Origin of the sequence: Streptomyces sp. BBFR25 (genome assembly GCF_044590125.1) — a bacterium.
GTDB lineage: Bacteria > Actinomycetota > Actinomycetes > Streptomycetales > Streptomycetaceae > Streptomyces > Streptomyces canus_D.
On record NZ_CP172447.1, the window covers coordinates 5,787,097 to 5,809,665 of the forward strand.

Below are 22,569 nucleotides of genomic sequence, written 5' to 3' on the forward strand. Positions count from 1 at the left end.
CCGGAGAGGGAAAACTAGACGCCCAACTCCTGTGCCAGCACCGCCGCTTGCACCCGGCTGCGCAGCCCCAGCTTCCCCAGCAGCCGGCTGACGTGCGTCTTCACCGTGGCCTCCGCCATCTCGAGCCGCTCGGCGACCGCCGCGTTGGACAGCCCCTCGCCGAGACAGGACAGCACCTCGCGCTCACGCCGGGTCAGGTCCCGCAGCACCTCCGGGTCCGCGGTCGGCTCCCGCACCGGCCGCGCGGCGAACTCGGCGATCAGCCGCCGGGTGACGGCCGGGGCGACGATGCCCTCGCCGCCCGCCACCGTGCGCACGGCCGCGATCAGGTCCTTGGCCTCGGTGTTCTTCAGCAGGAACCCGGCGGCTCCCGCCCGCAGCGCCCCGAAGACGTACTCGTCCAGGTCGAAGGTGGTCAGCACCAGCACGTCGGCGAGACCCTCCCCGACCACGGTCCGGGTCGCCGTCACGCCGTCCAGGCGCGGCATCTGCACGTCCATCAGCACCAGGTCGGGGCGCAGTTCCCGGGCCAGCGCCACCGCCTGTTCGCCGTCCGCGGCCTCGCCGACCACCTCGATGTCCGGTGCGCTGCCCAGGATCAGCACCAGTCCCGCACGGACGGCGGACTGGTCCTCGGCGACGAGGACGCGGATCATGCGAGGTCTCCTTCGGTCAGGGGCAGCGTGGCGCGCACGGCCCAGATCTTGCCGCCCGCGGAGCCGGGGTCCGCCACCGCCCCGGCCTCGAACGTGCCGTGCAGCAGCGCGGTCCGCTCCCGCATCCCGACCAGACCGGCACCGGAACCCGGGGCGCGCGGGGTGTCCCGGTCGCCGTACGGGCTGGTCACCTCGACCCGCAGGGCGCCGTCGTGCCGGTCGAGCCGGACCCGGACGGTGCCCCGCGAGGCGTGCTTGAGCGCGTTGGTGAGCGACTCCTGCACGATCCGGTACGCGGCCAGCTCGACCGGCGCGGGCAGGTTGTCCCCGGATGCCGACTCCAGGGCGACATCGAGGCCGTTGGCGCGGGCGCCGTCGACCAGCGCACCGAGCCCGCCGAGGGTGGGGGCCGGAGCCGGTTCGGTGTCCCCGCCGCTGTCCCGCAGGATGCCGATGAGGCGGCGCATCTCGGCCAGTCCCGCCACGCTGTTCTCGCGGATCACGCCGAGTGCCTGCCGGGTGGTCGCCGCGTCGTCCAGGGAGAGGGCGGCGGTGGAGTGGATGGCGATCGCGGAGAGGTGGTTGGCGACCATGTCGTGCAGCTCGCGGGCCATCCGGGAGCGTTCCGCCGTCACCGCCTGGACCCGGTCCATCTCGGCCAGCAGCGCGGTCTGCTCGGCGCGCAGCAGGGCGGCGTCGGCGGCCTCGCGGTGGTTGCGGACGATGAGCCCCGTGGAGGCGGGCGCGAAGGACACGACGCCGACGGCGACGCCGATGAGCAGCGTCTCGGGCACCCGCCACACGGCGAACGGCACCAGTGTCGAGGCGACCGTGAGCAGCCCGGTGATCCACGGGATGCGGCGGGCCGAGGCGGGCGTGCCGTACAGCACGGCGGCGTACATCAGGTCGGTGTACATGATCACCGTGACCAGGCTGCCCTGCGTGAGCGTGTCCGCGATCAGCGCCACCGTGCCGATCAGCAGACCCGTGCGCGGGGCCGCCCGGCGCAGCAGCTCGCAGCCCGCCATGACGGCGAGCGGCACCAGCAGCGGCCAGCGGCCGTCGAACAGCACGATCGGCTCGTCGGCCGGCCGCACGCCCAGGCCGATGCCCCACAGGAGCAGCCCGCCGAGCAGACCGGCCGACGCGACGTACACGTCGAAGCGGCGCGGGCGGGGGAGTCGTGCGGCCATGTCACCATCCAACACGGCCCGCGCCCCGCCCGCCTGATCCCCGGGAAGGGTCACGCACTGCATCTTTCGATGTACCGGAGGTTCGTCACCGCCGACGACGATCCGGGCGGATTCCCACGGGAGCCTGGAAGGGTGAACGAAGGGGGTACGTCGTGGTCGTCGCGTTGATCATCGCCTGCGAGGTGGGCTTCTGGGTGCTGCTGGCCCTCGGACTCGGCGCCCGCTACCTGCTGAAGTGGCGGCGCACCAGCGTGGTCCTGCTGCTGTGCGAGCCGGTGCTGGAACTGGTGCTGTTCGCCGTGACGGCGTACGACCTCAAGAACGGCGCCGAGCCCGGCTGGGAGCACGGCCTGGCCGCGCTGTACATCGGCTACACCGTCGCCTACGGCCACTACACGATCCGCTGGCTCGACGGCCACGCCGCACACCGCCTGGCCGGCGGCCCGCCACCGCCCAAGCCCCCGCGCTACGGCAGGGCCCGGGCCGCCCACGAGGGCCGCCTGTGGCTGCGCACCCTGCTCGGCGCGACCGTGGCCTGCGCGCTGCTCCAGGGCGCGGTCTGGTACGTCGGTGACGAGGGCGACGTCTCGTCCCTGCGCGCCTTCCAGTGGGCGGCGATCCGCGCCCTCGGCATCCACGGCGCGGTGGCCCTCGCGTACCTGATCTGGCCGAAGAAGGACCCGGCCGGCACGCCTGAGGTCCCGGCCGAGGCGCGGAAGCAGGAGGCACACCGGTGACCCGGGCGTCGAAGAACCTGCTGGAGGGCGTCGTCACCCTGCTCGCCGGGCTGGCCGTGTGGCTGACCACCGGCGGCGTGGAGGTCCCGTTGGTCACCCTGACGAAGGTGGGCGTCGTACTGATGTGCGTCGGCGGCGCGCAGACCGCCTGGGGCCTGTACGGTGCCGCGCGCCGGCACGTCTGACACACGGAGTCGGTCCGGGGCCCGCCGGAAAGTGCCCCGAAGGGGCGCGGGACTGAGTCGACATGCGGCTCCGCCGCGTGGGCGCGACCGGCCACGACGGAGTCGCAGCCGAAGGACGGCACCGGTCCCCGGCACACGCAGCGGAGCGTCTAGCGTTCCCCGCCCGGCACCCACAGCACGTCCCCGACCTCCTTGTTGGCCACTCGGGCCAGGATGAACAGGAGGTCGGAGAGCCGGTTCAGATAGGTCGCGGTGAGCGGGTTCATCGTCTCGCCGTGGACCTCCAGCGCCGCCCACGTGGAGCGCTCGGCCCGGCGGACCACCGTGCACGCCTGGTGCAGCAGGGCCGCGCCGGGGGTGCCGCCGGGGAGGATGAAGGAGCGGAGCTTCTCCACCTCGGCCAGGTAGCGGTCGCAGTCCGCCTCCAGCTTGTCGACGTAGAACTGCTCGACCCTGAGGGGCGGGTACTCCGGGTTCTCCACCACCGGTGTCGACAGGTCCGCGCCCACGTCGAACAGGTCGTTCTGGACGCGGACGAGGACCTTGACGACCTCCTCGGACAGGCCGCCCAGGGCGATGGCGGAGCCGATCACCGCGTTCGCCTCGTTGGCGTCGGCGTAGGCGGAGATCCTGAGGTCGGTCTTGGGGACCCGGCTCATGTCACCGAGGGCGGTGGTGCCCTGGTCGCCGGTCCGGGTGTAGATGCGCGTCAGGTTGACCATGGGGCCAGCGTAGTTACGCCCCGGCGGTCCGGAACACGCGTGTGCCCACCGTCACGGCCAGCGCGGTGAAGGCCAGGGCGACGAGGACGCCGTACAGCATGTGCGCCGTCGCGTAGGAGCCGACGTACGCGTCCCGCACCGCGTCCACCAGATAGCGGAACGGCATCAGGTGCGAGAGCACGTCCAGCCACGCCGGGCCCAGGGTCATCGGCAGCATCAGGCCGGACAGCAGCATCGACGGCATGGTCAGCGCGTTGATCGTGGGCCCGAACTCCTGCGGGGTACGCACCTTCATCGCCAGCGCGTACGACAGCGAGGCCAGCGAGACCGTGAGCAGGGCGACGAAGGCGAAGCCGATCAGCACGCCGGGCAGCGGCGCGCGCAGGCCCATCACCACGGCCGCCAGCACCAGCAGCACCGCCTGGAAGGCGAAGACCGTCGCGTCCCGCAGTACCCGTCCCAGGAGCAGCGCCAGGCGGCTGACGGGCGTCACGCGCATCCTCTCCACCACCCCCTGGCCGTTCTCGATGATGATCGAGAACCCGGCGAAGGAGGCGCCGAACAGGCCCAGTTGCAGCAGCAGGCCGGGGACCAGCACCTGCCAGGAGCTGCCCCGCCCGCCGAGCGGCAGGTCGGTCAGCAGCGGGCCGAAGAAGAGCAGGTACAGCAGCGGCATCAGCACGCCGAACAGCAGCGCGAAGCGGGAGCGCAGCGACTGGCGCAGATAGCGGCCGTAGACGAGGCCGGTGTCGTGGAGCAGCATCGGTGTTCCCAGGGGTCGGACGGCTACGGGGTGTCAGACGGCTACGGGGGTGGCGTCGGCCGGCGCGGCGCTGCGGCCGGTGACGGCGAGGAAGGTGTCCTGGAGGGAGGCGTCGGGCGAGCCGCCGAACTCCAGCTTCAGGGCGGCCGGGGTGCCCTCGGCGACCACCACGCCGCCGTCCACGACCACCAGGCGGTCGGAGAGGGCGTCGGCCTCGTCGAGGTAGTGGGTGGTCAGGAAGACCGTGGTGCCGTGCTCGTCGCGCAGTCCGCGGACCAGGTCCCACAGGTCGGCGCGGGCGCCCGGGTCCAGGCCGGTGGTCGGCTCGTCCAGGAAGAGCACCTCGGGGCGGTGCGTGAGCGCCATCGCGATGTCGAGCCGGCGCCGCTGCCCGCCGGACAGCGCGCCGCACTTGCGGTCGAGCAGCCCGGTGAGGTCCAGGTCGCGGGCCAGCTCGTCGGCGCGCTCCACGGCCCGCGCCTTGGTCAGCCGGTACAGGCGGCCCTGGGTGACCAGCTCCTCCCGCACGGTGATCTGGGTGTCCACCCCGCCCGACTGCGCCACGTACCCGCAGGCCGCGCGCACCCCGGCCGGGTCGGTCGCCAGGTCGTGCCCGGCGACGGTGGCCGCGCCGCCGGTGGGGGCGAGCAGGGTCGTGAGCATCCGCAGGGTGGTGGTCTTCCCGGCGCCGTTGGGGCCGAGGAAGCCGAGGATCTCGCCCTCGCGGACGGTGAGGTCGATGCCGCGCACCGCCTCGACCGGACCGCGCTTGGTCACGAAGGTACGGGCCAGTCCGGCCGTACTGATGATTGCCATGCGCCCCAGAAAAACAGAGTCACTGAAATTTTGCAACGGCCCCAAATTTCCATCGGCCCCAGTGAAGCTAGGATGCGGGCATGGCCGAGGGACTCAGGGAACGGAAGAAGCGGCAGACCCGGCAGTACATCTCGGATGTCGCCACGGGGCTGTTCCTGGAGCGCGGCTTCGAGGCCGTGACGGTGGCGGAGGTCGCGGACGCCGCGAACGTCTCCGTCAACACCGTCTACAACTACTTCCCGGCCAAGGAGGACCTGTTCCTCGACCGCTCCAAGGGCGTGATCGACCGGCTGTCGCGCTGGGTGCGGGGCCGGCGCGACGGGGAGTCGGCGGCGCGGGCCGTCCTGCGCGAACTGCGCGAGGAGGTCGAGACCGTCTCGCCCCGCGTCGGTCTCATGGACGGCTACGCGAAGTTCATGAAGGTCATCCAGGACTCGCCCGCCCTGCGCTCGCGGATGTGGGCGATCGGCCAGGAAGTGCTCCTGAACCTGGAGCACACCCTGCGCGAGGAGACCGGCGGTGCGGCCGACGACACGACCTCCGCCCTGATGGCCGGTCAGATCAACTGGCTGCACGGCACGGTCATCGCCACCATCGGACAGCGCATGCTCGCAGGCGGCAAGCCCTCGGAGGTCTCCCGCGAGGTGCTCCTGCTGCTGGACGAGATGGAGGACCTGTTGAGCGAGAAGGTCCTCAACTACGCCGTACGGGGCGCCGAGTGACACCGGGGCGGCACCCCTCGGTGTGACGTCCGTCATTTGAGACGTGACGCGCGTTACTAACCGGTCACACAGCGCCTCACGCCCGCTAATCTCCGGCCGAGAGACGGAAATCAGCGCGTATCAGGGGAGTCGCACAGTGGCACGGAAGCTCGCCGTCATCGGAGCCGGTCTCATGGGATCCGGCATCGCCCAGGTCTCCGCGCAGGCGGGCTGGGACGTCGTCCTGCGCGACGTGACCGACGAGGCGCTGCGGCGCGGCACCGACGGCATCAGGGCCTCCTACGACAAGTTCGTCGCCAAGGGGAAGCTCACCGCCGACGACGCCGAGGCCGCCCTCGGGCGCATCACCGCGACCACCGACCTGGACGCCGCCGCCGACGCGGACGTCGTCGTCGAGGCCGTCTTCGAGAAACTGGAAGTCAAGCACGAGATCTTCCGTACCCTGGACAAGCTGGTGAAGGACGGGGCGATCCTCGCGTCCAACACCTCCGCCATCCCGATCACCAAGATCGCGGCCGTGACGCAGCGCCCCGAGCGGGTCGTCGGCACCCACTTCTTCTCGCCGGTCCCCATGATGCAGCTGTGCGAGCTGGTGCGGGGCTACAAGACCAGCGACGAGACGCTCGCCACCGCACGCGAGTTCGCCGAGTCCACCGGCAAGACCTGCATCGTCGTCAACCGCGACGTCGCCGGTTTCGTGACCACCCGGCTCATCTCCGCCCTCGTCGTCGAGGCCGCGAAGCTCTACGAGTCGGGCGTCGCCACCGCCGAGGACATCGACCTCGCCTGCAAGCTGGGCTTCGGCCACGCCATGGGACCGCTGGCCACCGCCGACCTGACGGGCGTCGACATCCTGCTGCACGCCACCGGCAACATCTACACCGAGTCCCAGGACGAGAAGTTCGCCCCGCCGGAGCTGATGCGCCGGATGGTGGACGCCGGTGACATCGGCCGCAAGAGCGGGCAGGGCTTCTACAAGCACTGAGGTCACATCAGCCGCGGCAGACGTCACACGCCGGGGTGAATTCGGTATCGGTTCGCTTACAGGCGGCAACCTCCGGTCGTTTCGGCCAGTCAGAGGATGCAACACCTGATATCGCCGAGAGACCACACGCACGGAACGCAACGCCAAGACGAAGAAGACGACGAAGAAGACGCACGCCGGGGAGCGCATATGCACATCAGGGGCGACCACGTCGAGCTGGTCGTCGGGGGCCGCCTCGACGTCCGCAGCGCGGCGGACGCCCGTACGGTCCTGCACTCGGCCGTCGACGACGGAGTCGGCGACCTGGTGCTGGACCTGTCCGAACTGGACTCCTGGGACGCCACCGGACTCGGCGTGATCATGGGAGCCCACCGGCGGGCCGGGCGCTGCGGGCGGCGACTGGTGCTGCGCGACGTGCCGCCGCAGATGCAGCGCCTGCTGGTGGCCACCCGGCTGCACCGGATCCTCGCCATCGAGGGCGGCATCGGTGTGGAGACCCTGCCCCGCGTGTAAGTGAAGGTTCACACCTCCGACACACGCAATCCTCACGAGACCGTGACCTCTCGGGCGGCCCGGCACCCCGGACTGTCGGCGATACTGGGCGAAGGTTTAGGGTCTGGCTGCCCGCTGCCTTTGCAAACCCGCCGGCGGGCCCGGACCAGAAGCGACAGTGCGGTGTGCGGCAGGGCCGGGAGGGTGGCCCCTGCCAGGGCCCTGCACACGACGCTTTTGGGGGGCTTGAACCAATGGACCCGAACAACCGGGGCCCTGAGGAGTACGGCCAGGACGGCGACCACCAGGCGCCGCGCCCGCGCCCGCACAGGGACCCCCTCACCTCCGACTTCGGACAGCACGCGCCCGCGCTCGCCCGCACGGTGCAGCTGGTGTCCGGCGACTTCCTGCTCACCGTCAATCCCGTCGACGGCAGCGAGATAGAGGTCTGCCCGCCCACCGAGCGGCCCACCCGGCCCGAGAAGCTCACCGCGGCCGAACGCGCCGACGCGGAGCGCGCCGCGCGCCCGCCCGTGCCCCCGGGACCGGTCCGCACCGTCCTGGGCCTGCTGGCCCGCGAGGACGAACGCGAACGCCTGGTGCGGCTGCTCGCCCGCGGCCGCTCCGTCCGCCTCACCGGCCCCGCCGGCTCCGGCCGCACCAGCCTCCTCGACCTCGTCGCCGAGGACTGCGCGGGCCTCGCGCCCGACGGCGTCATCCGGCTGAGCGGCCACCACCGCACCGCCGACGACCTGCTCCACGACCTCTTCTACGCCGTCCACCGCGCGCCCCTGCACCGCCCGGACCGGGCGGAACTCCTCGGACACCTGCGCGAGGTGGGCGCGGTCGTCGTCCTGGACGACCTCGAGTTCGGCGGCGCCGCGCTCGACGAGCTGCTCGACGCCACCCCCGAGTGCGCCTTCCTCCTCGGCGCGACCCCGGAGGTGGCCGCACCCTCCGCCGACTCGGCCGTCGAGGAGGTCTTCCTCACCGGCCTGGACCGCTCGGACGGCGTGGAGCTGCTGGAGCGCGCCGCCGGACGCCCCCTCACCGAGGAGGAGGCCAACTGGGCCGGAGACCTCTGGTTCGAGTCCGAGGGCCTGCCGCTGCGCTTCGTCCAGGCGGGAGCCCTGCTGCGCCGCCGGGACCGGGAGCGGGCCGGTGCCGACGCCGTCGACGAGTTCGGCGTCTTCGCCGACGCCCGTCCGGCCGAGGACACCCCCTACGACGCCGCCGAGGCCGACGACGTCCCCCTGCCGTCCCTCGGCGAGGCCGCCGCGCCCGCACCGCTGCTCGCCTCCCGGCTGAGCGCCTCCGCCCGCGCCACCCTGGAGTTCGCCGTCGCCCTCGGCGGCGAGGTGCCGCACCAGGCGCACCTGCCCGCCCTGGTCGGCGACACCCACGCGGACGCCGCCCTCGGCGAGCTGACCGACTGCGGACTGGTCTCCCCGGTCGGCTCCCGCTACCGGCTGGCCGCCGGGGTGCTCACCCAGCTGGAGAGCGCCGGATACGCCGACGCCGTACGGGAGCGGGCGCTGGCCGCCGCCCAGCACTACGCCTGGTGGGCCGGGCACCCCTCGGTCACCCCGGAGCGGGTCTGCGCCGAGGCCGACGCCGTCCTGGCCGCCCTCGCCGTGCTGGTGCCGACGACGACCCCGCCGGGGGACGACGCGGAGAGCCCCGCCGTCCAGCTGGCCCGCACCGCGGCGCCCGCGTTCGCCGCCGGACTGCACTGGAGCGCCTGGCAGCGGGCGCTGCGCTCCGGCACCGAGGCCTCCCGGCTCGCCGGTGACGTCGCCGAACAGGCCTACTTCCACCACGAGCTCGGCGTCCTCGCGCTGTGCGAGGACCGACTGGACCGGGCGCGCGCCGAGCTGGAGGCCTCCATCGGGCTGCGCGGCGCGCTCTCCGACAAGCGCGGCGCCGTGGCGGGCCGCCGCGCCCTCGCGCTGGTCGCCGACCGCACCGGGGACACCCCCGGCCTGGGCAGCGGCGCGGGCGCGTTCGGCAAGGCGGCGCCGGTCGCCGGGTTCGGCGTCGTCGGCGCCGGGCTCGGTCCGACGGTGGGGGAGGAGGTGCCCGACACCCGCAACGAGGAGTCGGTGTCGCCGTCCGCGGGCGTCCCCGCGCCCTTCCCGCCGCTCCAGCCGCCGCCCCAGTCCCCGACCCTCGTCACCCGCCGGGAGCCCGAGGAGGAGCCCTCCCGCACGGTCGCGGGCGGCATCAAGGGCTTCGCCCGGCGGAACCTGGTGGCCGCCGGAGCGGGCGCGCTGCTCGTCGCCGTGCTCGGCACGGTGGTGACCCTGGGAGCCACGTCGGAGAACGACCCCGGCGATCCCTCCAACGAGGTCGGCGTCAACCCGTCGGCCAGCCAGGGCGTCGACGACGGCAGCCTGGGCGCCGACCGGCCCTCGGACGACGGCAAGGACCGGGAGACGCCCGGCGGCCCGACCGACTCGGGCCCGGACGGCACCCCGGGCACGACGGACGACCCGACGCCGACGGAGTCGGGGCGGCCCTCGGACGGGCCCAGCAGCACCGGCGGCACCACCGACCCCGGTGACGAGGAGAGCCCGGACGACCCCGGGTCGCCGGACGAGCCGAGCAAGTCGCCGAGTACTCCGCCGAGCACCTCCAGCTCGCCGCCGCCGCCGTCCAGCTCGCCGCCGCCCGACCCCACGACCAGTCCGTCCACCAGTCCCGAGCCGTCGGGCGGAGAGACGACCGGGACGCCCCCGGAATCGTCCACCAGCGCCGGTGACAGCAACACCCCCACCGTCGCCGGGTCCCCCGCGACCGCCTCGCAGAGCGGCGCGGCGACCGGCGGACCGGGCACGGTGCCGGGCCCGGTCATCTGACCCCACCGGACGGGCGACAACGCGGGAGGGCCGGGTCCGCCGCACGGACCCGGCCCTCCCGCACGTCGTACCTGACGCGCCCTCAGAACAGCCGCAGCTTGTCGTCCTCGATGCCTCGCAGAGCGTTGTAGTCCAGCACCTGGCAGCCGATGCCGCGGTCCGTGGCGAGCACGCGGGCCTGCGGCTTGATCTCCTGGGCGGCGAAGACGCCGCGCACCGGGGCGAGATGCGGGTCGCGGTTCAACAGCTCCAGGTAGCGCGTGAGTTGCTCCACACCGTCGATCTCGCCGCGCCGCTTGATCTCGACCGCGACGGTCCCGCCCTGGGCGTCCCGGCACAGGATGTCGACCGGGCCGATGGCGGTCATGTACTCGCGGCGGATGAGGGTGTAGCCCTCGCCCAGGGTGTCGATGCGGTCGGCGAGCAGCTCCTGGAGGTGTGCTTCCACGCCGTCCTTGATCAGGCCCGGATCGACGCCCAGCTCGTGCGAGGAGTCGTGGAGGATCTCCTCCATCGTGATGATGAGCTTCTCGCCCGCCTTGTTGACGACGGTCCAGACGCCCTCCTCCTCGCCCGTGCCCTCCTTCAGGGTGCAGGGCGGCGACATCCAGTTGAGGGGCTTGTAGGCCCGGTCGTCGGCGTGGATCGAGACGCTGCCGTCCGCCTTGACCAGGATCAGCCGGGGGGCCGAGGGCAGGTGGGCGGTGAGCCGTCCGGCGTAGTCGACGGAGCAGCGGGCAATGACGAGACGCATGGTCGGCAACGCTACTCGACGCGCCCGGCCCGACGCGATTCGCCCGGACCCGGGCACCGCGTGCGCTGTCCCACTTCTCCCATTGGCCCCGTCTTGCGCACTGGCCGATTGTGGGCCTACGGGATGGTGTCCATCTGGGCATTCTCCTGGTGCGGTCACGATCGGTTGCTTACGGTATTGAACGGGAGGTCGCGACCTGTGTACGCAGCGTGTTCGGAATCGCGCACTCCCTTAACTGTCCGGCAACCCCTGCTGGTCGGGGGTGCGAGAGGAGAACCCATGTCGCTCGACGTCTCACCGGCCCTACTCGAACAGGCCGAGCGAGGCGAGGTCGACGAAGCAGACTTCGTCGACTGCGTCCGGACCTCCCTGCCCTACGCATGGGAGATGGTCAGCTCCCTGGTGGCACAGCTGAAGGTCGACGGCGGAGCGTTCGCCGACAACCAGACGCCCCCGCCGGACGAGCAGGCGCGCGGTCAGCTCCTGCGTGCGCTCGCGAGTGACGCCATACGCGGTGCACTGCAGCGGCACTTCGGGGTGCGGCTGGCCTTCCAGAACTGCCACCGGGTGGCGGTGTTCCCGTTGGACTCCTCCGTCGACGAGACACTGACCAAGTTCACCTCGGTGCGCAGCCAGTTGCTGAACCAGTCGCCGGAACTGCGCGACTGCTGACGGCCCCTAGAGCGCCCGCTTGCCGCTCCGTACGCGGGAGGTGCAGTTCTGTACCGGAGCGGCAAGCTCCCCGCCCGCCGGCTCAGCGGAGCTGGGGGAGTACCTCGGCCCCGAGCCGGCGTACGTTCTCCTCGGTCGCCGCCAGGTCTCCCGAGCCCTCGACGAGCAGGGCGAAGCGGGAGATGCCGGTCCGCTCGCCGGTCGCCGCGAGCCGGTCCGCGCACAGCCGGGGCGTGCCCACCGGGTGCAGCCCGCAGAGGAGTTCGGTGTACGCGTACGGGTCGCGCATCTGCCGGGCCCGGCCGTCCACCGTGACATGGGCGCCCAGGCCCTGCCGCAGCCAGCCCGGCATCGCCTTGAGCAGGGTCTCCGCCGCGTCCGTGCGCCGGTCCGCGATCTGGCAGACGCCGGCCGAGACGTGCCCCGCGTCGTGGATCTCCGCCGCCGGGCGCCCGGCCGCGCGGGCGTGACGGCTCCACAGGGCGACCATCTCCGCCTTCTCCTCGTCGCCGACGTGCATCCCGAGGAGCATCGGCAGTCCCCGCTCGGCCGCCAGCCGCACGCTCGACGGCGAGGTGCAGGCGACGACGACCTCCGGGCCCGGCTCCTCGGAGAGCGACTCCGACGGCCGCGGCACGACCGGCACCTCGCGGAAGCGGTACCGGTCCCCCGAGGCGCCGACGGCCGGTTCGCGCAGCCAGCGCAGCAACAGGTCGAGCGACTCCGGAAAACCCTTCTCGTACGCCTCCAGACCCGCGCCGAACACCTCCAGGTCCACCCACGGACCGCCGCGGCCCACGCCCAGCGAGAAGCGGCCGCCGCTCGTGACGTGCAGCAGCGCGGCCTGCTCGGCGAGCGCCACGGGGTGGACGGTGGGCAGCACACTGACCGCGGTGCCGACCCGGATGCGCCGGGTGCGGCCCAGCAGCAGGGCGGCCAGGGTCACGGCCGACGGACACGTGCCGTACGGCACGAAGTGGTGTTCGGCCAGCCAGACGGTGTCGAGCCCGGCCTCCTCGGCGACCTCGGCCGAGCGGACCGCGCGGTGCAGCGCTTCCCCCTGGCCCTGGCCCGGGAACTGGGCACCCAACACGAAACTTCCTACGCGCATTGCCTTTTCCTGCTTCCTCGGCCCCGACATGGAGCTCCCCCACACGGCATAACCGCCTGACACGTGCCGAGGACACGGCCGGACGGAGGGATTTGCGGATTGTCTGCAGAATCGGCCGTTGTGGGACGGTGCGTGGGCCCGGACGGGCAACACCGGTCGGGGGGCTTGCGGTGTTCGGCGCCGTACGCGTACCCGTGTCCGTGCCGCGTAGGCTGGATGCCGCCCTGCTTCCTGTATAGCTCCGTGAGGTGTCCCGTGTCCCCGCGTCGCAACCGACCCAAGGGAGCCGGTTCGTCCGGCCGGAGCGCCGAGGAGGACGGCTCCGGCCGGTACGGCGGCTGGCAGTCCTCGGAGAGCTGGCAGGGCGAGGAGTGGAACGTACGGCACGTGGCGGGCGCCAGCGCGCAGGGCAAGGCGTACCGCTGCCCGGGGTGCGACCAGCTCATTCCGGACGGTGTCCCGCACGTGGTGGCCTGGCCCGGGCACGCGGGTGTCGACGACCGCCGGCACTGGCACAAGGCCTGCTGGAGCGCGAAGGACCGCCGCACCACGCGGGTGCAGCGGTCCCGTAACGCGCCGAGGTTCTGAGCCGCTCTACACGTCCCGCTTCTCCAGCAGGGCGAAGGCGGCGGCGAACGCGGCCGCCGTCACGCCGAGCACGATCCACAGCGGGTCCCAGCCCGAGGGCCCGGACTCGGAGAGCGAGTTGGCGTAGAAGATGCTCATCTGGTTCGGGATCGAGTACTCGAACAGCGCCTGCTGCACGTCCTTGAGCGACTCCGAGAACATGAACAGCGCGATCACCAGCGGGGCGAGCAGGACGCCGATCATGATGGTGATGGCGCCCGCCGAGTGCCGGATGATCGAGCCCATGGCCAGCGAGAGCAGCCCCAGCAGCGCGACGTAGAGCGAGACGCCGACGGTGCCCTTCAGCCACTCCGCGCCGGTCGGGTTCTCGGCGCCGTTGCCCTCCAGCATGGACACGTGGGCCAGCCCGACCAGCGTCGCGGAGACCAGCGTCACCACGAAGGCCACCAGGAAGAACACGATGCCCTTGGCCGCCAGCACCCGGCCGCGGCTGGGGCAGGCGGTCATCGTCGTGCGGATCATCCCCGTGCCGTACTCCGAGGCGGTGGTCAGCACGCCGAGCGTGATCACGCACATGCTGCCGAGCAGCAGCCCGAAGAAGCCGAGGCTCAGCGCGCTCTCGCCGGCCAGGTCGGAGTCCGAGCTCGCCACCACCGCGCCGGTCAGCAGCCCGATGCCGAGCACCAGCAGGACGAACACGCCCAGCGTCCACATCGTCGAGCGCACCGACTTGATCTTCGTCCACTCCGAGGCCAGTGCGTGCGCGAGGGTCGTGCGCACCACCGGGATCGGCGACGTGTACGTCGGGTACGGCGAACCGGGCGCCGCGTGCCAGTCGGGCGCGGCCTGCTGCATCGGGGGCTGGGGCGTGCTCATCGGGCGTCCTCGGGCTTGTTCGGGTCGGTGACGGGCGCGGAGGCGGCCGCGGGCGGCGCCGGAGCCGCGGCGGGGGCCTGGGGCATCGGCGGGGCCTGGGGCGCCTGCTGCGCCGCGTACGGGTTGGCCGGCCGGCCCCCCGGCACCGCCCCGGGCGCCACCGGCGCGCCGTACGGGCCCGCCGGCACCTGACCCGGCGCGCCCTGCGGCGCGGCGAAGGGCTGACCGCCCTGCTGGGGCGGCGGCGGGGCGTACCAGTCGGGCTGGCCCTGTCCGGGCACCGGCATCGGCGGCTGCGCGCCGGGCGGCAGGGGCTGCTGGAGCCCGGCCTTCTGGTCGGCGGTCGACCGGTAGTCCACGGCGCCCTGCGTCATCCGCATGTACGCCTCCTCCAGCGAGGCCTGGTGCGGCGACAGCTCCCACAGCCGTACGTCGGTGTCGTGCGCGATGTCGCTGATCCGAGGGAGGGCGAGGCCGGTCACGCGCAGCGCGCCGTCCTGCTCGGGCATCACGTGCCCGCCCGCCTCGGTCAGCGCCGACGTCAGCTTCTCGCGCAGCTGCGGATCGGTGTCCGGAGTGCGCACCCGCGCGAAGTCGGCGGAGTTGGCCGAGATGAACTCCGTCACGCTCATGTCGGCGAGCAGCTGGCCGCGCCCGATGACGATCAGGTGGTCGGCGGTCAGCGCCATCTCGCTCATCAGGTGCGAGGAGACGAAGACGGTGCGGCCCTCCGCCGCGAGCGCCTTCATCAGGTTGCGCACCCAGTGGATGCCCTCGGGGTCGAGGCCGTTGACCGGCTCGTCGAAGAGCAGCACCTGGGGGTCGCCGAGGAGCGCGGCGGCGATGCCGAGCCGCTGGCCCATGCCGAGCGAGAAGCCCTTGGAGCGCCGCTTGGCCACGTCCTGGAGGCCGACCACGCCGAGCACCTCGTCCACCCGCCGGGCCGGGATGCCGGACAGCTGGGCGAGGCTCAGCAGATGGTTGCGGGCGGACCGGCCGCCGTGCACCGCCTTGGCGTCCAGGAGCGCGCCGACTTGGCGCGCGGCGTTCGGCAGCCTGCGGTACGGGTGGCCGCCGATCGTCACGTGCCCCGCGGTGGGGTTGTCCAGGCCCAGGATCATGCGCATCGTCGTCGACTTGCCGGAGCCGTTGGGCCCCAGGAAGCCGGTGACGGCACCGGGCCGCACCTGGAAGGAGAGGTTGTACACAGCGGTCTTGTCGCCGTATCGCTTGGTCAGGCCGACAGCCTCGATCATGCTCCGCACCCATCGAAAGGTTCAGGGACAGCAGGGCACACGCCCCCGTAAGGGTTAGGAGGATATCCAGGCGCTGACGGTTCCGTTCAAGCGCGGGCAAAATCCGACGCCGTCCGGAAGCCGGGCGGGGGTCAGGCGTCCCGCCGCTTCAGCACCAGGTATCCGCCCACGAGTGCCGCGATCACCCACAGTGCCATGATCCCGAGGCCGCCCCACGGTCCGTACGGGACGTCGTCGTCGATCGGCGTGACCACCTGCATGATCTTGCTTCCGGCCTGGTCCGGCAGGAACCGGCCGACCTTCTCCGTCGCGGGGACGTTGCCCAGGATGTTGGAGATCAGGAAGAAGAACGGCATCAGGATGCCCAGCGACAGCATCGGTGAGCGCAGCATCGCCGCGACGCCCATCGAGAACATCGCGATGAGGGTCATGTAGAGGCCGCCGCCGAACACCGCGCGCAGCACGCCCGGGTCGCCGATCGACGCCTTGAGGTCGCCGAGCATCGCCTGGCCCAGGAAGAACGTGGCGAAACTGGTGACCATGGCCACGACCAGCGCGAGGGCGGTGGCCACCGCGATCTTGCTGGACAGGAAGGTGCCCCGCCGCGGCACGGCGGCCAGCGAGGTGCGGATCATCCCGGAGCTGTACTCGTTGCCCACGACCAGCACCCCGAACACGATCATCGCCAGCTGGCCGAGGCTGGTGCCGGCGAAGCTGATGAAGGTCGGGTCGAAGGAGAGCTGGTCCCGCCGGCTCATGTCGCCGAACTCGCTCTTCGACAGGGCCGAGATCAGCATGCCGAGGGCGATGGTGACGACCACGGCGAGGCCCAGCGTCCACACCGTGGACGCGACCGACCGGATCTTGGTCCACTCGGACCGGACGACCTGTGTCGCCGCCATGCTCAACCCCTCTTCCAGTCGCTGCCCCACGGCTGCTGCGGAGGCTGCCCCGGTGGCTGTTGCTGCTGCGGCACCGCGCCGGGCGGCTGCCCGTCGTGCGCGTGGTACTCCACGGACTCCGCGGTCAGCTGCATGAACGCCTCCTCCAGCGAGGCGCGCTGCGGGCTCAGCTCGTGCAGCACGATCTGCTGCCGCGCCGCCAGCTCGCCGACGGCCTCCGACTTGTCGCCGTCCACCTCCAGGACCCCCTCGCCCGCCTCGACGACCGCGACCCCGGCACCGTGCAGCGCGTCGAGCAGCTGCTCGCGCTGCGGGGTGCGGATCCGGACGTAGCTGCGGGAGTTCTCCGCGATGAACTCGGCCATCGACGTGTCCGCCAGCAGCCTGCCCTGGCCGATGACCACCAGATGGTCCGCGGTCAGCGCCATCTCGCTCATCAGGTGGGAGGAGACGAAGACCGTACGGCCCTGGGAGGCCAGGGTCTTCATCAGATTGCGGATCCAGTGGATGCCCTCGGGGTCCAGGCCGTTGACCGGCTCGTCGAACATCAGGATCCGCGGGTCGCCGAGCAGCGCGCCGGCGATGCCGAGCCGCTGCCCCATGCCGAGCGAGAAGCCCTTGGTCTTCTTCTTGGCGACCGCCGAGAGACCGACCGTGTCCAGCACCTCGCGCACCCGGCTCGCCGGGATGCCGTTGCTCTGCGCCAGGCACAGCAGGTGGTTGTAGGCGCTGCGCCCGCCGTGCCAGGCCTTCGCCTCGAGGAGCGCGCCGATGTACGTCAGCGGGTCCTTGAGCTGGTCGTAGTGCTTGCCGTCGATCCGCACGTCCCCGGCGGTCGGCCGGTCCAGGCCCAGCACCATCCGCATGGTCGTCGACTTGCCCGCGCCGTTGGGGCCGAGGAAGCCCGTGATGATGCCGGGTCTGACGGTGAAGGAGAGATTGTTGACCGCCACCTTCTCGCCGTACCGCTTGGTCAGCCCCTCGAGCTCGATCATGGCGCCCACGCTAGAACGGGACGAGGCCCACTGCCACCCCAGTGACAGAAGGCCTCGTCCTTGTTCGTACGTATTCAGCAGGCGTACACACCTGGGTCGGCCGAACAGCCTCAGCGGGACTGCTGGGCCGGCACTCCGCGGGAGACCGACTCGTCCTCGACCGCCGGAGCGGCGGCCACCGCGGCGCCCGTGAGGGACGCCAGCATCTCGCGCACGTTGGTGAGCTGCGCGTTGATGGAGTCGCGGCGGTTGGTGAGGGCGGCCAGCTCGCGCTCCGACTCCGAACGGATCCGGTCGGCCTTGGCGTTGGCGTCGGCCACGATGTCCTCGGACTGGCGCTGCGCCGTCTCCACGGTCTGGCGGGCCCGGCGCTCGGCGTCCGTGCGCAGCTTCTCCGCTTCCAGGCGCAGCTGCTCCGCGCGGTGCTCGATCTCCGCGAGCCGCTTCTCGGCCTTGGCCTGACGGGAGGCCAGGTCGCGCTCGGACTGCTCGCGGCGCTTGGCGAGGTTCGTCTCGAAGTCGGCGGCGGCCTGCGCGGCCTTGGCGCGGGTCTCCTCGAAGAGGGCGTCGGCCTCGTCCCGCTTGGACTGCGCGTCCTTCTGCGCCTCGGAGCGCAGCTGGGAGGCGTCGCTCTTGGCCTTCTCGACGATCCGGACGCCCTCGTCCTCGGCCTTGGCCTTGCGCTCGGCGGCGTACGACTCCGCGTCGTTGCGCACCTGCTGGGCGGCCGACTCGGCCAGCTCGCGGTGCTGCTCGGCCGCGCGCCGGGCCTCCTCGCGCAGGTCCTTCGCCTCTTCCTCGGCGAGCCGCAGGATCTTCTCGACCCGGGCACCGAGACCGGCGTACGACGGCTCGGCGTCGTTGACCTGGGCCTGGGCGTTCTGGGTTTCGAGGTGGAGCTCCTCGATGCGCTTTTCCAGAGCGGTGATGCGGGCGAGAGCGCTGTCACGGTCGGAGACGAGCTTGGAGATACGTTCGTCCACCTGAGCGCGGTCGTACCCACGCCGCACAAGCTCGAAGCCGTAGGGGGAAGTGTCGCTCATGGGGTTCCTGTCGAAAGAGACCGGGTGAGGTGATAGAGGGAATCCTAGGCGCCAATGCGGTGTGTCATCGAGCGGATGCACGTTTGATACGGAGAATGACACCTCTTTTGAGTGGCTGACCCTCGGATGGCTTGCCAAAGCCTCGGGCGGGGGTCCCATCGGGACTCGGCCAAAGATCTCCAGCAGACACCCAAACCACCCCGAATGCTAGCCGTCTGACGACTTGCCACCCGAACGTGGGGCGCCCACCGTCGCACCGGCCTTCACCCCGTTGTCCTTCGCGCCCCCGGGTGCCTCGAACGACTCCAGTGCCTCCAGCACGTCCTGCACCCGGGAGATCTCCGCGTTGATGTCCTCGCGGCGCCGGACCAGCACCTCCAGCTCGCGCTTGCCCTCGTCGACCGTGCGCCGGGCCTCGCGGACCGCCTCCGCCTTCAGCTCCTCGGCCTCGCGGACCAGGGTGGCCTTCTTCTGCTCGGCCTCCTTGAGCAGCCCCTCGGCCTTCTTGACGGCGGCGATACGCACCTTGCCCGCCTCGGAGTTGGCCTCCGACACCAGCTCCTTGGCCTTCGCCTCCGCCTTGGCCAGCTGCTCCTCGGCGGCCTTGACGAGCGCGTCGCAGCGGTCGCCGGCCGACTTCATCGTCTCGGCGGCCTCGCGGCGGGCCCGCTCGTGCAGCTCCTCGATCTCGGAGGTGAGGCGCTCGCGCAGCTCCTCCGCGCGCTCCCTTATGGCGGTCGCGTCCCGGCGGGCGCCGACCAGCAGCTCGTCCGCGTCCGTACGGGCCTTCTCCACCCGGGTGTTGCCCTCGACCGTCGCCTCCTGGACGATCCGGTCGGCCTCCGTGCGGGCGGCGCCGACCATCGTGTCGGCCTGCGACTCGGCCTCCGCGGTGGTCTTCTGCGCCTGCTGCTGCGCCTCGGTGAGCAGCTTGTCGGCCTCGGCGGTGGTCTCCGTGATGAGCGTGTCGACCTGCTCGGCCGCCTCGGAGCGCCGTTTGTTGGCGTCCTTGCGGGCCTCGTCGAGGGTGCGCTCGGCCTCCTCGCGGGCTGCCGTGGTGACCCGCTCGGCCTCCGCGGCCGCCTCGCGGCGGACCCGGTCCGCCTCGGTGCGGATCCGCTCGGCGTGCTGCTGCGCGGAGCCGACGGTGTCGGCGGCCTCGGCCCGCAGCCGCTCCGCCTCCCCGGTGGCGTCCGAGACCAGCTGCTCGGCCCGGGCGCTCGCCTCGGCCCGGACCCGGTCGGCCTCGGCGATCGTCTCGGTGCGCAGCCGCTCCGCCTCGGTGGCCGCCTCGGTCCTGACCCGCTCGGACTCGCTCGCCGCCTCGGCGGTGACGCGCTCCGCCTCCGCGAGCGTCCGGGTCCGGATCCGGTCGGTCTCGGCCGCCGTCTCGGTGGTGAGCCGCTCCGCCTCGGAACGTGCCTCGGTGATCAGGGTGTCCGCCTGCGTCGCCGCGTCGGACCGGATGCGGTTGGCGTCCTCGCGGGCGTCCGCCCGGGTGCGGGACGCGGACTGCTCGGCCTCGGCGATGGCGTCGGAGGCCTCCGTGCGCACCCGCTGGGCGTGCTCGGCGACGTCCGCGCGGATCCGGTCGGCCTCGGTGATGGCCTCGGACACGGTCCGCTCGGCCAGCGTCTTGGCGGCCTCGGTCTCCTCCTGCGCCTCCCGCCTGAGCCGTCCCGCGTCCTCGCTGGCCCGCTCCCGCTCCGCGTAGGCGTCGGCGCGGACCCGGTCCGCCTCCTCCTGCGCCTCGTGCCGGGTGCGCTCCGCGGCGTGCTCGGCCGCGCTGCGCAGCCCGGTGATCTCCTCCTGGGCCTGCTCGTGCAGCCCGGCGACCGACTCCCGCACCTGCGCCGCGTGCTGCTCGGCGGCCGACACCATCTCGGTGGCGCGCCGGTCGGCCTCCTCGACCAGCCGGGTCGCCTCGGCCTGCGCCTCCTCCACGCGGTTGCGCGCCGAGGCCAGCAGCTCCTCGCTCTGCTCGCGGGCCCGCTCGCGCTCCTGGTCGGCCTCCTGCCGGGCCGAGCCGAGGAGTTCCTCCGCCTCGCGGCGGCGCCGGGCGGCCTCCTCCTGGGCGGCGGCCAGCGCCTCCGACGCCTCGGCCGCGATGCGCTCGGCGGCGCTCTGCGCCTCCGCCCGCACCCGGTCGGCGCTCTCCTGCGCCTCCGACTTCAGCCGCTCCGCCTCGCCCGCGGCCTCCGAACGCAGCCGTACGGCGACGGCCTCGCCCTCCGCGCGGGAGGCGGACGCGTCCGCGGCGGCCTCGGTGCGCAGCCGCTCGGCCTCCGTCTCGGCCTGCTGCTGGAGCGTACGGATCCGCTCCGCGGCCTCGGTGCGCAGCCGCTCGCTCTCCTCGGCGGCCTCGCGGCGGATCCGCTCGCCCTCCTCGCGGGCGCCGCTCAGCGCCTCCTCGGCGGCGGTGCGGCGCTCCTCGGCCTCGGTGTGCAGCCGCGTCAGCTCCTCGGCGGCCTCCGCCTGCCGGGCCTCGACGGCGCGCTCGGTCTCCTCGCGCAGCTCGCGGGCGGCCCGCTCGGCCTCCGCCTGGAGCTCCGCCACCCGCTCGGCGGCCTCCGCGCGGTGCCGCTCGGCCTCCGCGCGGGTGCGCTCCAGGGTCTCCTCGGCCTGCCGGCGCAGGGTCGTCGCCCGCTCGATGGCCTCGGTACGGACCTTCTCGCTGTCCGCCGTCGCGCTCTGCCGCAGCTCGTCCGCGTCCGCCTTGGCCTTGGCCAGCAGCTCCTCGGCGGTCTTCGCCGCCTCCTCGATCTGCGCCACGGCCTCCTTGCGGGCCTCGGCGCGGATCTTCTCGCCCTCGGCGACCGCGTCCGCCCGCAGCTGCTCGGCCTCGCCGCGCAGCCGGCGCGCCTCCTCCTGCAGCTCGACGGTCTTGGCGCGGTACTCCTTGGTGTCGTCCTTCGCCGCGCCCTTGAGCTCCTCGGCGATGTCGTGCGCCTCGGCGCGCAGCCGGTCCGCCTCGGCCTCGGCCTCGGTGCGGATCCGCTCGGCCTCCTCGGTGGCGGCCTTCGTGGTGCGCTTGGCGTCCTCGGACGCCTTGTTCAGCACGTCCTCGGCGGTCTTGGCCGCCTTGGACAGCTGGGTGGCCGACTCCTCGGCGGTGATCGTGCGGGCCTTCTCGGCGGCCTCGGTGACGATCCGCTCGGCCTCGGCACGGGCGTCCGCGACCACCTGCTCGGCCTCGGACCTGGTGTTCTCGGCGTCCTTGGTGGCCTCGCCGACCAGCCGGGCGACCTGCTCCTTGGCGGTGCGGGTGCGCTGCTCGTTGGTGGCCTCCGCGCTCGACAGCGCCTTGGCCGCGGCCTCCTCGGCCTCGGCGACCACCTTCTCGGCCTCGGCCTGCGCCTTGCGCAGCGCCTCCTCGGCCTCCGACATGCGCTGCTCGGCGGCCCGGCTCAGCTCCTGGACCTCGCGGCGGGTGGACTCCGACTCGGTGGCGGTGGAGCTGCGCAGCCGCTCGGCGTGGTCGGTGGCCTCCTGCGCCTGCGTGGAGGCGGCGTTCAGCAGCCGCTCGGCGTCGGCACGGGCCCGGCGCAGCAACTGCTCGGCCTCGGCCCGCGCGCTCTCCGCCTCGCTGCGCAGCCGCTGCCGGGCCTCGGCGGTCAGCCGCTCCGCCTCCGCGCGGGCCGCGGCCATCGCCTGCTCGGCCTCGGCACGGGACTCGTCGAGCAGGCGCCGGGCCTGCTGCTCGGTGCGGGCGCGCAGCTGCTCGGCCCACGCCACGTTCTCGTTGACGTGCGACTCGACGGTCTGCCGGCGCTCGGCCAGCTCCTGGTCGAGCTGCTGGCGGCGGGTCACCGCCTCCTGGTGCAGCTCCGCCTGGAGCCGGGCGGCCTGCTCGGCGTGCTCCTGGAGGATCCGCTGGGTCTGCGCCCGCGCCTGGCTCAGCTCCCGCTCCGCGTCGGCGCGCAGCTGGTCTGCCTGCGTCTGCGCGTTGCGCAGCAACTGCTCGGCCTGGTACCCGATGTCGCCGCCGTCGAAGGCGGGCCGGGACATGATGGTGCGCCGCGCCTCGTGCAGCTTGGCGCGCAGCACCTCGACCTGGTAGCCGAGGTCCTCGGCGTGCTGGATCGCCTTTTCCCGCTCGGTCTTCAGCCGCTTCATCTCGGCCTCGAACCGAGAGAGGTGGTCGACGTCAGCCGCCGGCTCTCGCTCCTGGCTCTCGTAGCCCCGCACTGCGCGGTCCCATCCGTCCCCTGGTCGCAAATCTTCCCGAACGGGCTCCGTCCGT

Annotated in this window: 21 protein-coding genes; 8 read left to right on the forward strand and 13 right to left on the reverse strand. The window is 72.7% G+C overall.

Going from position 1 to position 22,569, the window contains the following annotated elements:
- Positions 1-14: 14 nt before the first annotated feature.
- Both ACGH52_RS26575 and ACGH52_RS26580 read right to left on the reverse strand, forming a co-directional pair.
- Entirely contained in the window at positions 15-656 is a 642-nt protein-coding gene (locus tag ACGH52_RS26575; RefSeq protein WP_059301467.1) for a response regulator transcription factor, read from the reverse strand.
- A complete protein-coding gene (locus tag ACGH52_RS26580) occupies positions 653-1,849 on the reverse strand; it encodes a sensor histidine kinase (protein WP_076976359.1) in 1,197 nt (398 codons plus the stop codon). Before ACGH52_RS26580 ends, ACGH52_RS26575 begins: the two co-directional genes overlap by 4 nt.
- A gap of 152 nt (positions 1,850-2,001) precedes the next feature.
- On the opposite strand from ACGH52_RS26580, the gene ACGH52_RS26585 reads away from it, so the two are divergent.
- Positions 2,002-2,586 (forward strand): hypothetical protein, encoded by a 585-nt coding sequence (locus ACGH52_RS26585; protein WP_399942938.1) that lies wholly within the window; start codon positions 2,002-2,004, stop codon positions 2,584-2,586.
- On the forward strand, positions 2,583-2,771 hold the full coding sequence (locus ACGH52_RS26590; protein WP_399942941.1) for a DUF5708 family protein: 189 nt from the start codon (positions 2,583-2,585) through the stop codon (positions 2,769-2,771). Before ACGH52_RS26585 ends, ACGH52_RS26590 begins: the two co-directional genes overlap by 4 nt.
- A gap of 149 nt (positions 2,772-2,920) precedes the next feature.
- Here ACGH52_RS26590 and ACGH52_RS26595 read toward each other — a convergent pair whose 3' ends face one another.
- Genes ACGH52_RS26595 through ACGH52_RS26605 form a run of 3 tightly spaced genes read right to left on the reverse strand, consistent with a single transcriptional unit; the run spans position 2,921 to position 5,072 of the window.
- Positions 2,921-3,493, reverse strand: a complete 573-nt coding sequence (locus ACGH52_RS26595; protein ID WP_059301471.1) for a cob(I)yrinic acid a,c-diamide adenosyltransferase — start codon at positions 3,491-3,493, stop codon at positions 2,921-2,923.
- 13 nt (positions 3,494-3,506) lie between these two features.
- Positions 3,507-4,256: an ABC transporter permease gene (locus ACGH52_RS26600; RefSeq protein ID WP_059301472.1), complete on the reverse strand. Its 750-nt coding sequence runs from the start codon at positions 4,254-4,256 to the stop codon at positions 3,507-3,509.
- Positions 4,257-4,289: 33 nt separating this feature from the next.
- Positions 4,290-5,072, reverse strand: a complete 783-nt coding sequence (locus tag ACGH52_RS26605) for an ABC transporter ATP-binding protein (RefSeq protein WP_059301473.1) — start codon at positions 5,070-5,072, stop codon at positions 4,290-4,292.
- 80 nt (positions 5,073-5,152) lie between these two features.
- Between ACGH52_RS26605 and ACGH52_RS26610 the strand changes: the two genes are divergently transcribed.
- From ACGH52_RS26610 to ACGH52_RS26625, 4 genes are all read left to right on the forward strand, one after another.
- Positions 5,153-5,794: a TetR/AcrR family transcriptional regulator gene (locus ACGH52_RS26610; protein ID WP_059301474.1), complete on the forward strand. Its 642-nt coding sequence runs from the start codon at positions 5,153-5,155 to the stop codon at positions 5,792-5,794.
- Between the two features lie 136 nt (positions 5,795-5,930).
- Positions 5,931-6,779 (forward strand): 3-hydroxyacyl-CoA dehydrogenase family protein, encoded by an 849-nt coding sequence (locus ACGH52_RS26615; RefSeq protein ID WP_059301475.1) that lies wholly within the window; start codon positions 5,931-5,933, stop codon positions 6,777-6,779.
- A gap of 189 nt (positions 6,780-6,968) precedes the next feature.
- Positions 6,969-7,292 carry an STAS domain-containing protein gene (locus ACGH52_RS26620; protein WP_030187305.1) on the forward strand — a complete coding sequence of 108 codons (324 nt, stop codon included), beginning with the start codon at positions 6,969-6,971 and terminating at the stop codon, positions 7,290-7,292.
- Between the two features lie 233 nt (positions 7,293-7,525).
- On the forward strand, positions 7,526-10,129 hold the full coding sequence (locus tag ACGH52_RS26625; RefSeq protein WP_399942947.1) for an ATP-binding protein: 2,604 nt from the start codon (positions 7,526-7,528) through the stop codon (positions 10,127-10,129).
- An 82-nt stretch (positions 10,130-10,211) separates the two neighbouring features.
- Here the strand turns inward: ACGH52_RS26625 and nucS are convergent, their stop codons facing one another.
- Positions 10,212-10,883 (reverse strand): endonuclease NucS, encoded by a 672-nt coding sequence (gene nucS / locus ACGH52_RS26630; protein ID WP_059301477.1) that lies wholly within the window; start codon positions 10,881-10,883, stop codon positions 10,212-10,214.
- Between the two features lie 279 nt (positions 10,884-11,162).
- Between nucS and ACGH52_RS26635 the strand changes: the two genes are divergently transcribed.
- The gene (locus tag ACGH52_RS26635; protein WP_003973607.1) at positions 11,163-11,555 is read left to right on the forward strand and encodes an SCO5389 family protein; all 393 of its coding nucleotides are present in this window, start codon (positions 11,163-11,165) and stop codon (positions 11,553-11,555) included.
- 82 nt (positions 11,556-11,637) lie between these two features.
- Here the strand turns inward: ACGH52_RS26635 and ACGH52_RS26640 are convergent, their stop codons facing one another.
- On the reverse strand, positions 11,638-12,666 hold the full coding sequence (locus ACGH52_RS26640; RefSeq protein ID WP_076976363.1) for an LLM class flavin-dependent oxidoreductase: 1,029 nt from the start codon (positions 12,664-12,666) through the stop codon (positions 11,638-11,640).
- Positions 12,667-12,921: 255 nt separating this feature from the next.
- Between ACGH52_RS26640 and ACGH52_RS26645 the strand changes: the two genes are divergently transcribed.
- Entirely contained in the window at positions 12,922-13,254 is a 333-nt protein-coding gene (locus tag ACGH52_RS26645; RefSeq protein ID WP_399942952.1) for an ATP/GTP-binding protein, read from the forward strand.
- A gap of 6 nt (positions 13,255-13,260) precedes the next feature.
- On the opposite strand, the gene ACGH52_RS26650 is transcribed toward ACGH52_RS26645, so the two are convergent.
- The 6 genes from ACGH52_RS26650 to scy form a co-directional block, all read right to left on the reverse strand.
- Complete coding sequence (locus ACGH52_RS26650; protein ID WP_361467738.1) at positions 13,261-14,130, reverse strand: ABC transporter permease; 870 nt, start codon at positions 14,128-14,130, stop codon at positions 13,261-13,263.
- Positions 14,127-15,386 carry an ABC transporter ATP-binding protein gene (locus tag ACGH52_RS26655; RefSeq protein ID WP_059301481.1) on the reverse strand — a complete coding sequence of 420 codons (1,260 nt, stop codon included), beginning with the start codon at positions 15,384-15,386 and terminating at the stop codon, positions 14,127-14,129. Before ACGH52_RS26655 ends, ACGH52_RS26650 begins: the two co-directional genes overlap by 4 nt.
- 131 nt (positions 15,387-15,517) lie before the next feature.
- Entirely contained in the window at positions 15,518-16,288 is a 771-nt protein-coding gene (locus ACGH52_RS26660; protein ID WP_193777658.1) for an ABC transporter permease, read from the reverse strand.
- Between the two features lie 2 nt (positions 16,289-16,290).
- Positions 16,291-17,283, reverse strand: a complete 993-nt coding sequence (locus ACGH52_RS26665; protein WP_193777659.1) for an ABC transporter ATP-binding protein — start codon at positions 17,281-17,283, stop codon at positions 16,291-16,293.
- Positions 17,284-17,393: 110 nt separating this feature from the next.
- Positions 17,394-18,326 carry a hypothetical protein gene (locus tag ACGH52_RS26670; protein ID WP_059301484.1) on the reverse strand — a complete coding sequence of 311 codons (933 nt, stop codon included), beginning with the start codon at positions 18,324-18,326 and terminating at the stop codon, positions 17,394-17,396.
- A 207-nt stretch (positions 18,327-18,533) separates the two neighbouring features.
- Positions 18,534-22,514 (reverse strand): polarized growth protein Scy, encoded by a 3,981-nt coding sequence (gene scy, locus ACGH52_RS26675; RefSeq protein ID WP_399942957.1) that lies wholly within the window; start codon positions 22,512-22,514, stop codon positions 18,534-18,536.
- Positions 22,515-22,569: the final 55 nt, after the last annotated feature.

Coding starts and splice junctions, on each gene's coding strand:
- ACGH52_RS26575 (WP_059301467.1), bottom strand. CDS start 656: ATGATCCGCGTCCTCGTCGCCGAGGACCAGTCCGCCGTCCGTGCGGGA.
- ACGH52_RS26580 (WP_076976359.1), bottom strand. CDS start 1,849: ATGGCCGCACGACTCCCCCGCCCGCGCCGCTTCGACGTGTACGTCGCG.
- ACGH52_RS26595 (WP_059301471.1), bottom strand. CDS start 3,493: ATGGTCAACCTGACGCGCATCTACACCCGGACCGGCGACCAGGGCACC.
- ACGH52_RS26600 (WP_059301472.1), bottom strand. CDS start 4,256: ATGCTGCTCCACGACACCGGCCTCGTCTACGGCCGCTATCTGCGCCAG.
- ACGH52_RS26605 (WP_059301473.1), bottom strand. CDS start 5,072: ATGGCAATCATCAGTACGGCCGGACTGGCCCGTACCTTCGTGACCAAG.
- ACGH52_RS26610 (WP_059301474.1), top strand. CDS start 5,153: ATGGCCGAGGGACTCAGGGAACGGAAGAAGCGGCAGACCCGGCAGTAC.
- ACGH52_RS26620 (WP_030187305.1), top strand. CDS start 6,969: ATGCACATCAGGGGCGACCACGTCGAGCTGGTCGTCGGGGGCCGCCTC.
- ACGH52_RS26625 (WP_399942947.1), top strand. CDS start 7,526: ATGGACCCGAACAACCGGGGCCCTGAGGAGTACGGCCAGGACGGCGAC.
- nucS (WP_059301477.1), bottom strand. CDS start 10,883: ATGCGTCTCGTCATTGCCCGCTGCTCCGTCGACTACGCCGGACGGCTC.
- ACGH52_RS26635 (WP_003973607.1), top strand. CDS start 11,163: ATGTCGCTCGACGTCTCACCGGCCCTACTCGAACAGGCCGAGCGAGGC.
- ACGH52_RS26640 (WP_076976363.1), bottom strand. CDS start 12,666: ATGCGCGTAGGAAGTTTCGTGTTGGGTGCCCAGTTCCCGGGCCAGGGC.
- ACGH52_RS26650 (WP_361467738.1), bottom strand. CDS start 14,130: ATGAGCACGCCCCAGCCCCCGATGCAGCAGGCCGCGCCCGACTGGCAC.
- ACGH52_RS26655 (WP_059301481.1), bottom strand. CDS start 15,386: ATGATCGAGGCTGTCGGCCTGACCAAGCGATACGGCGACAAGACCGCT.
- ACGH52_RS26660 (WP_193777658.1), bottom strand. CDS start 16,288: ATGGCGGCGACACAGGTCGTCCGGTCCGAGTGGACCAAGATCCGGTCG.
- ACGH52_RS26665 (WP_193777659.1), bottom strand. CDS start 17,283: ATGATCGAGCTCGAGGGGCTGACCAAGCGGTACGGCGAGAAGGTGGCG.
- ACGH52_RS26670 (WP_059301484.1), bottom strand. CDS start 18,326: ATGAGCGACACTTCCCCCTACGGCTTCGAGCTTGTGCGGCGTGGGTAC.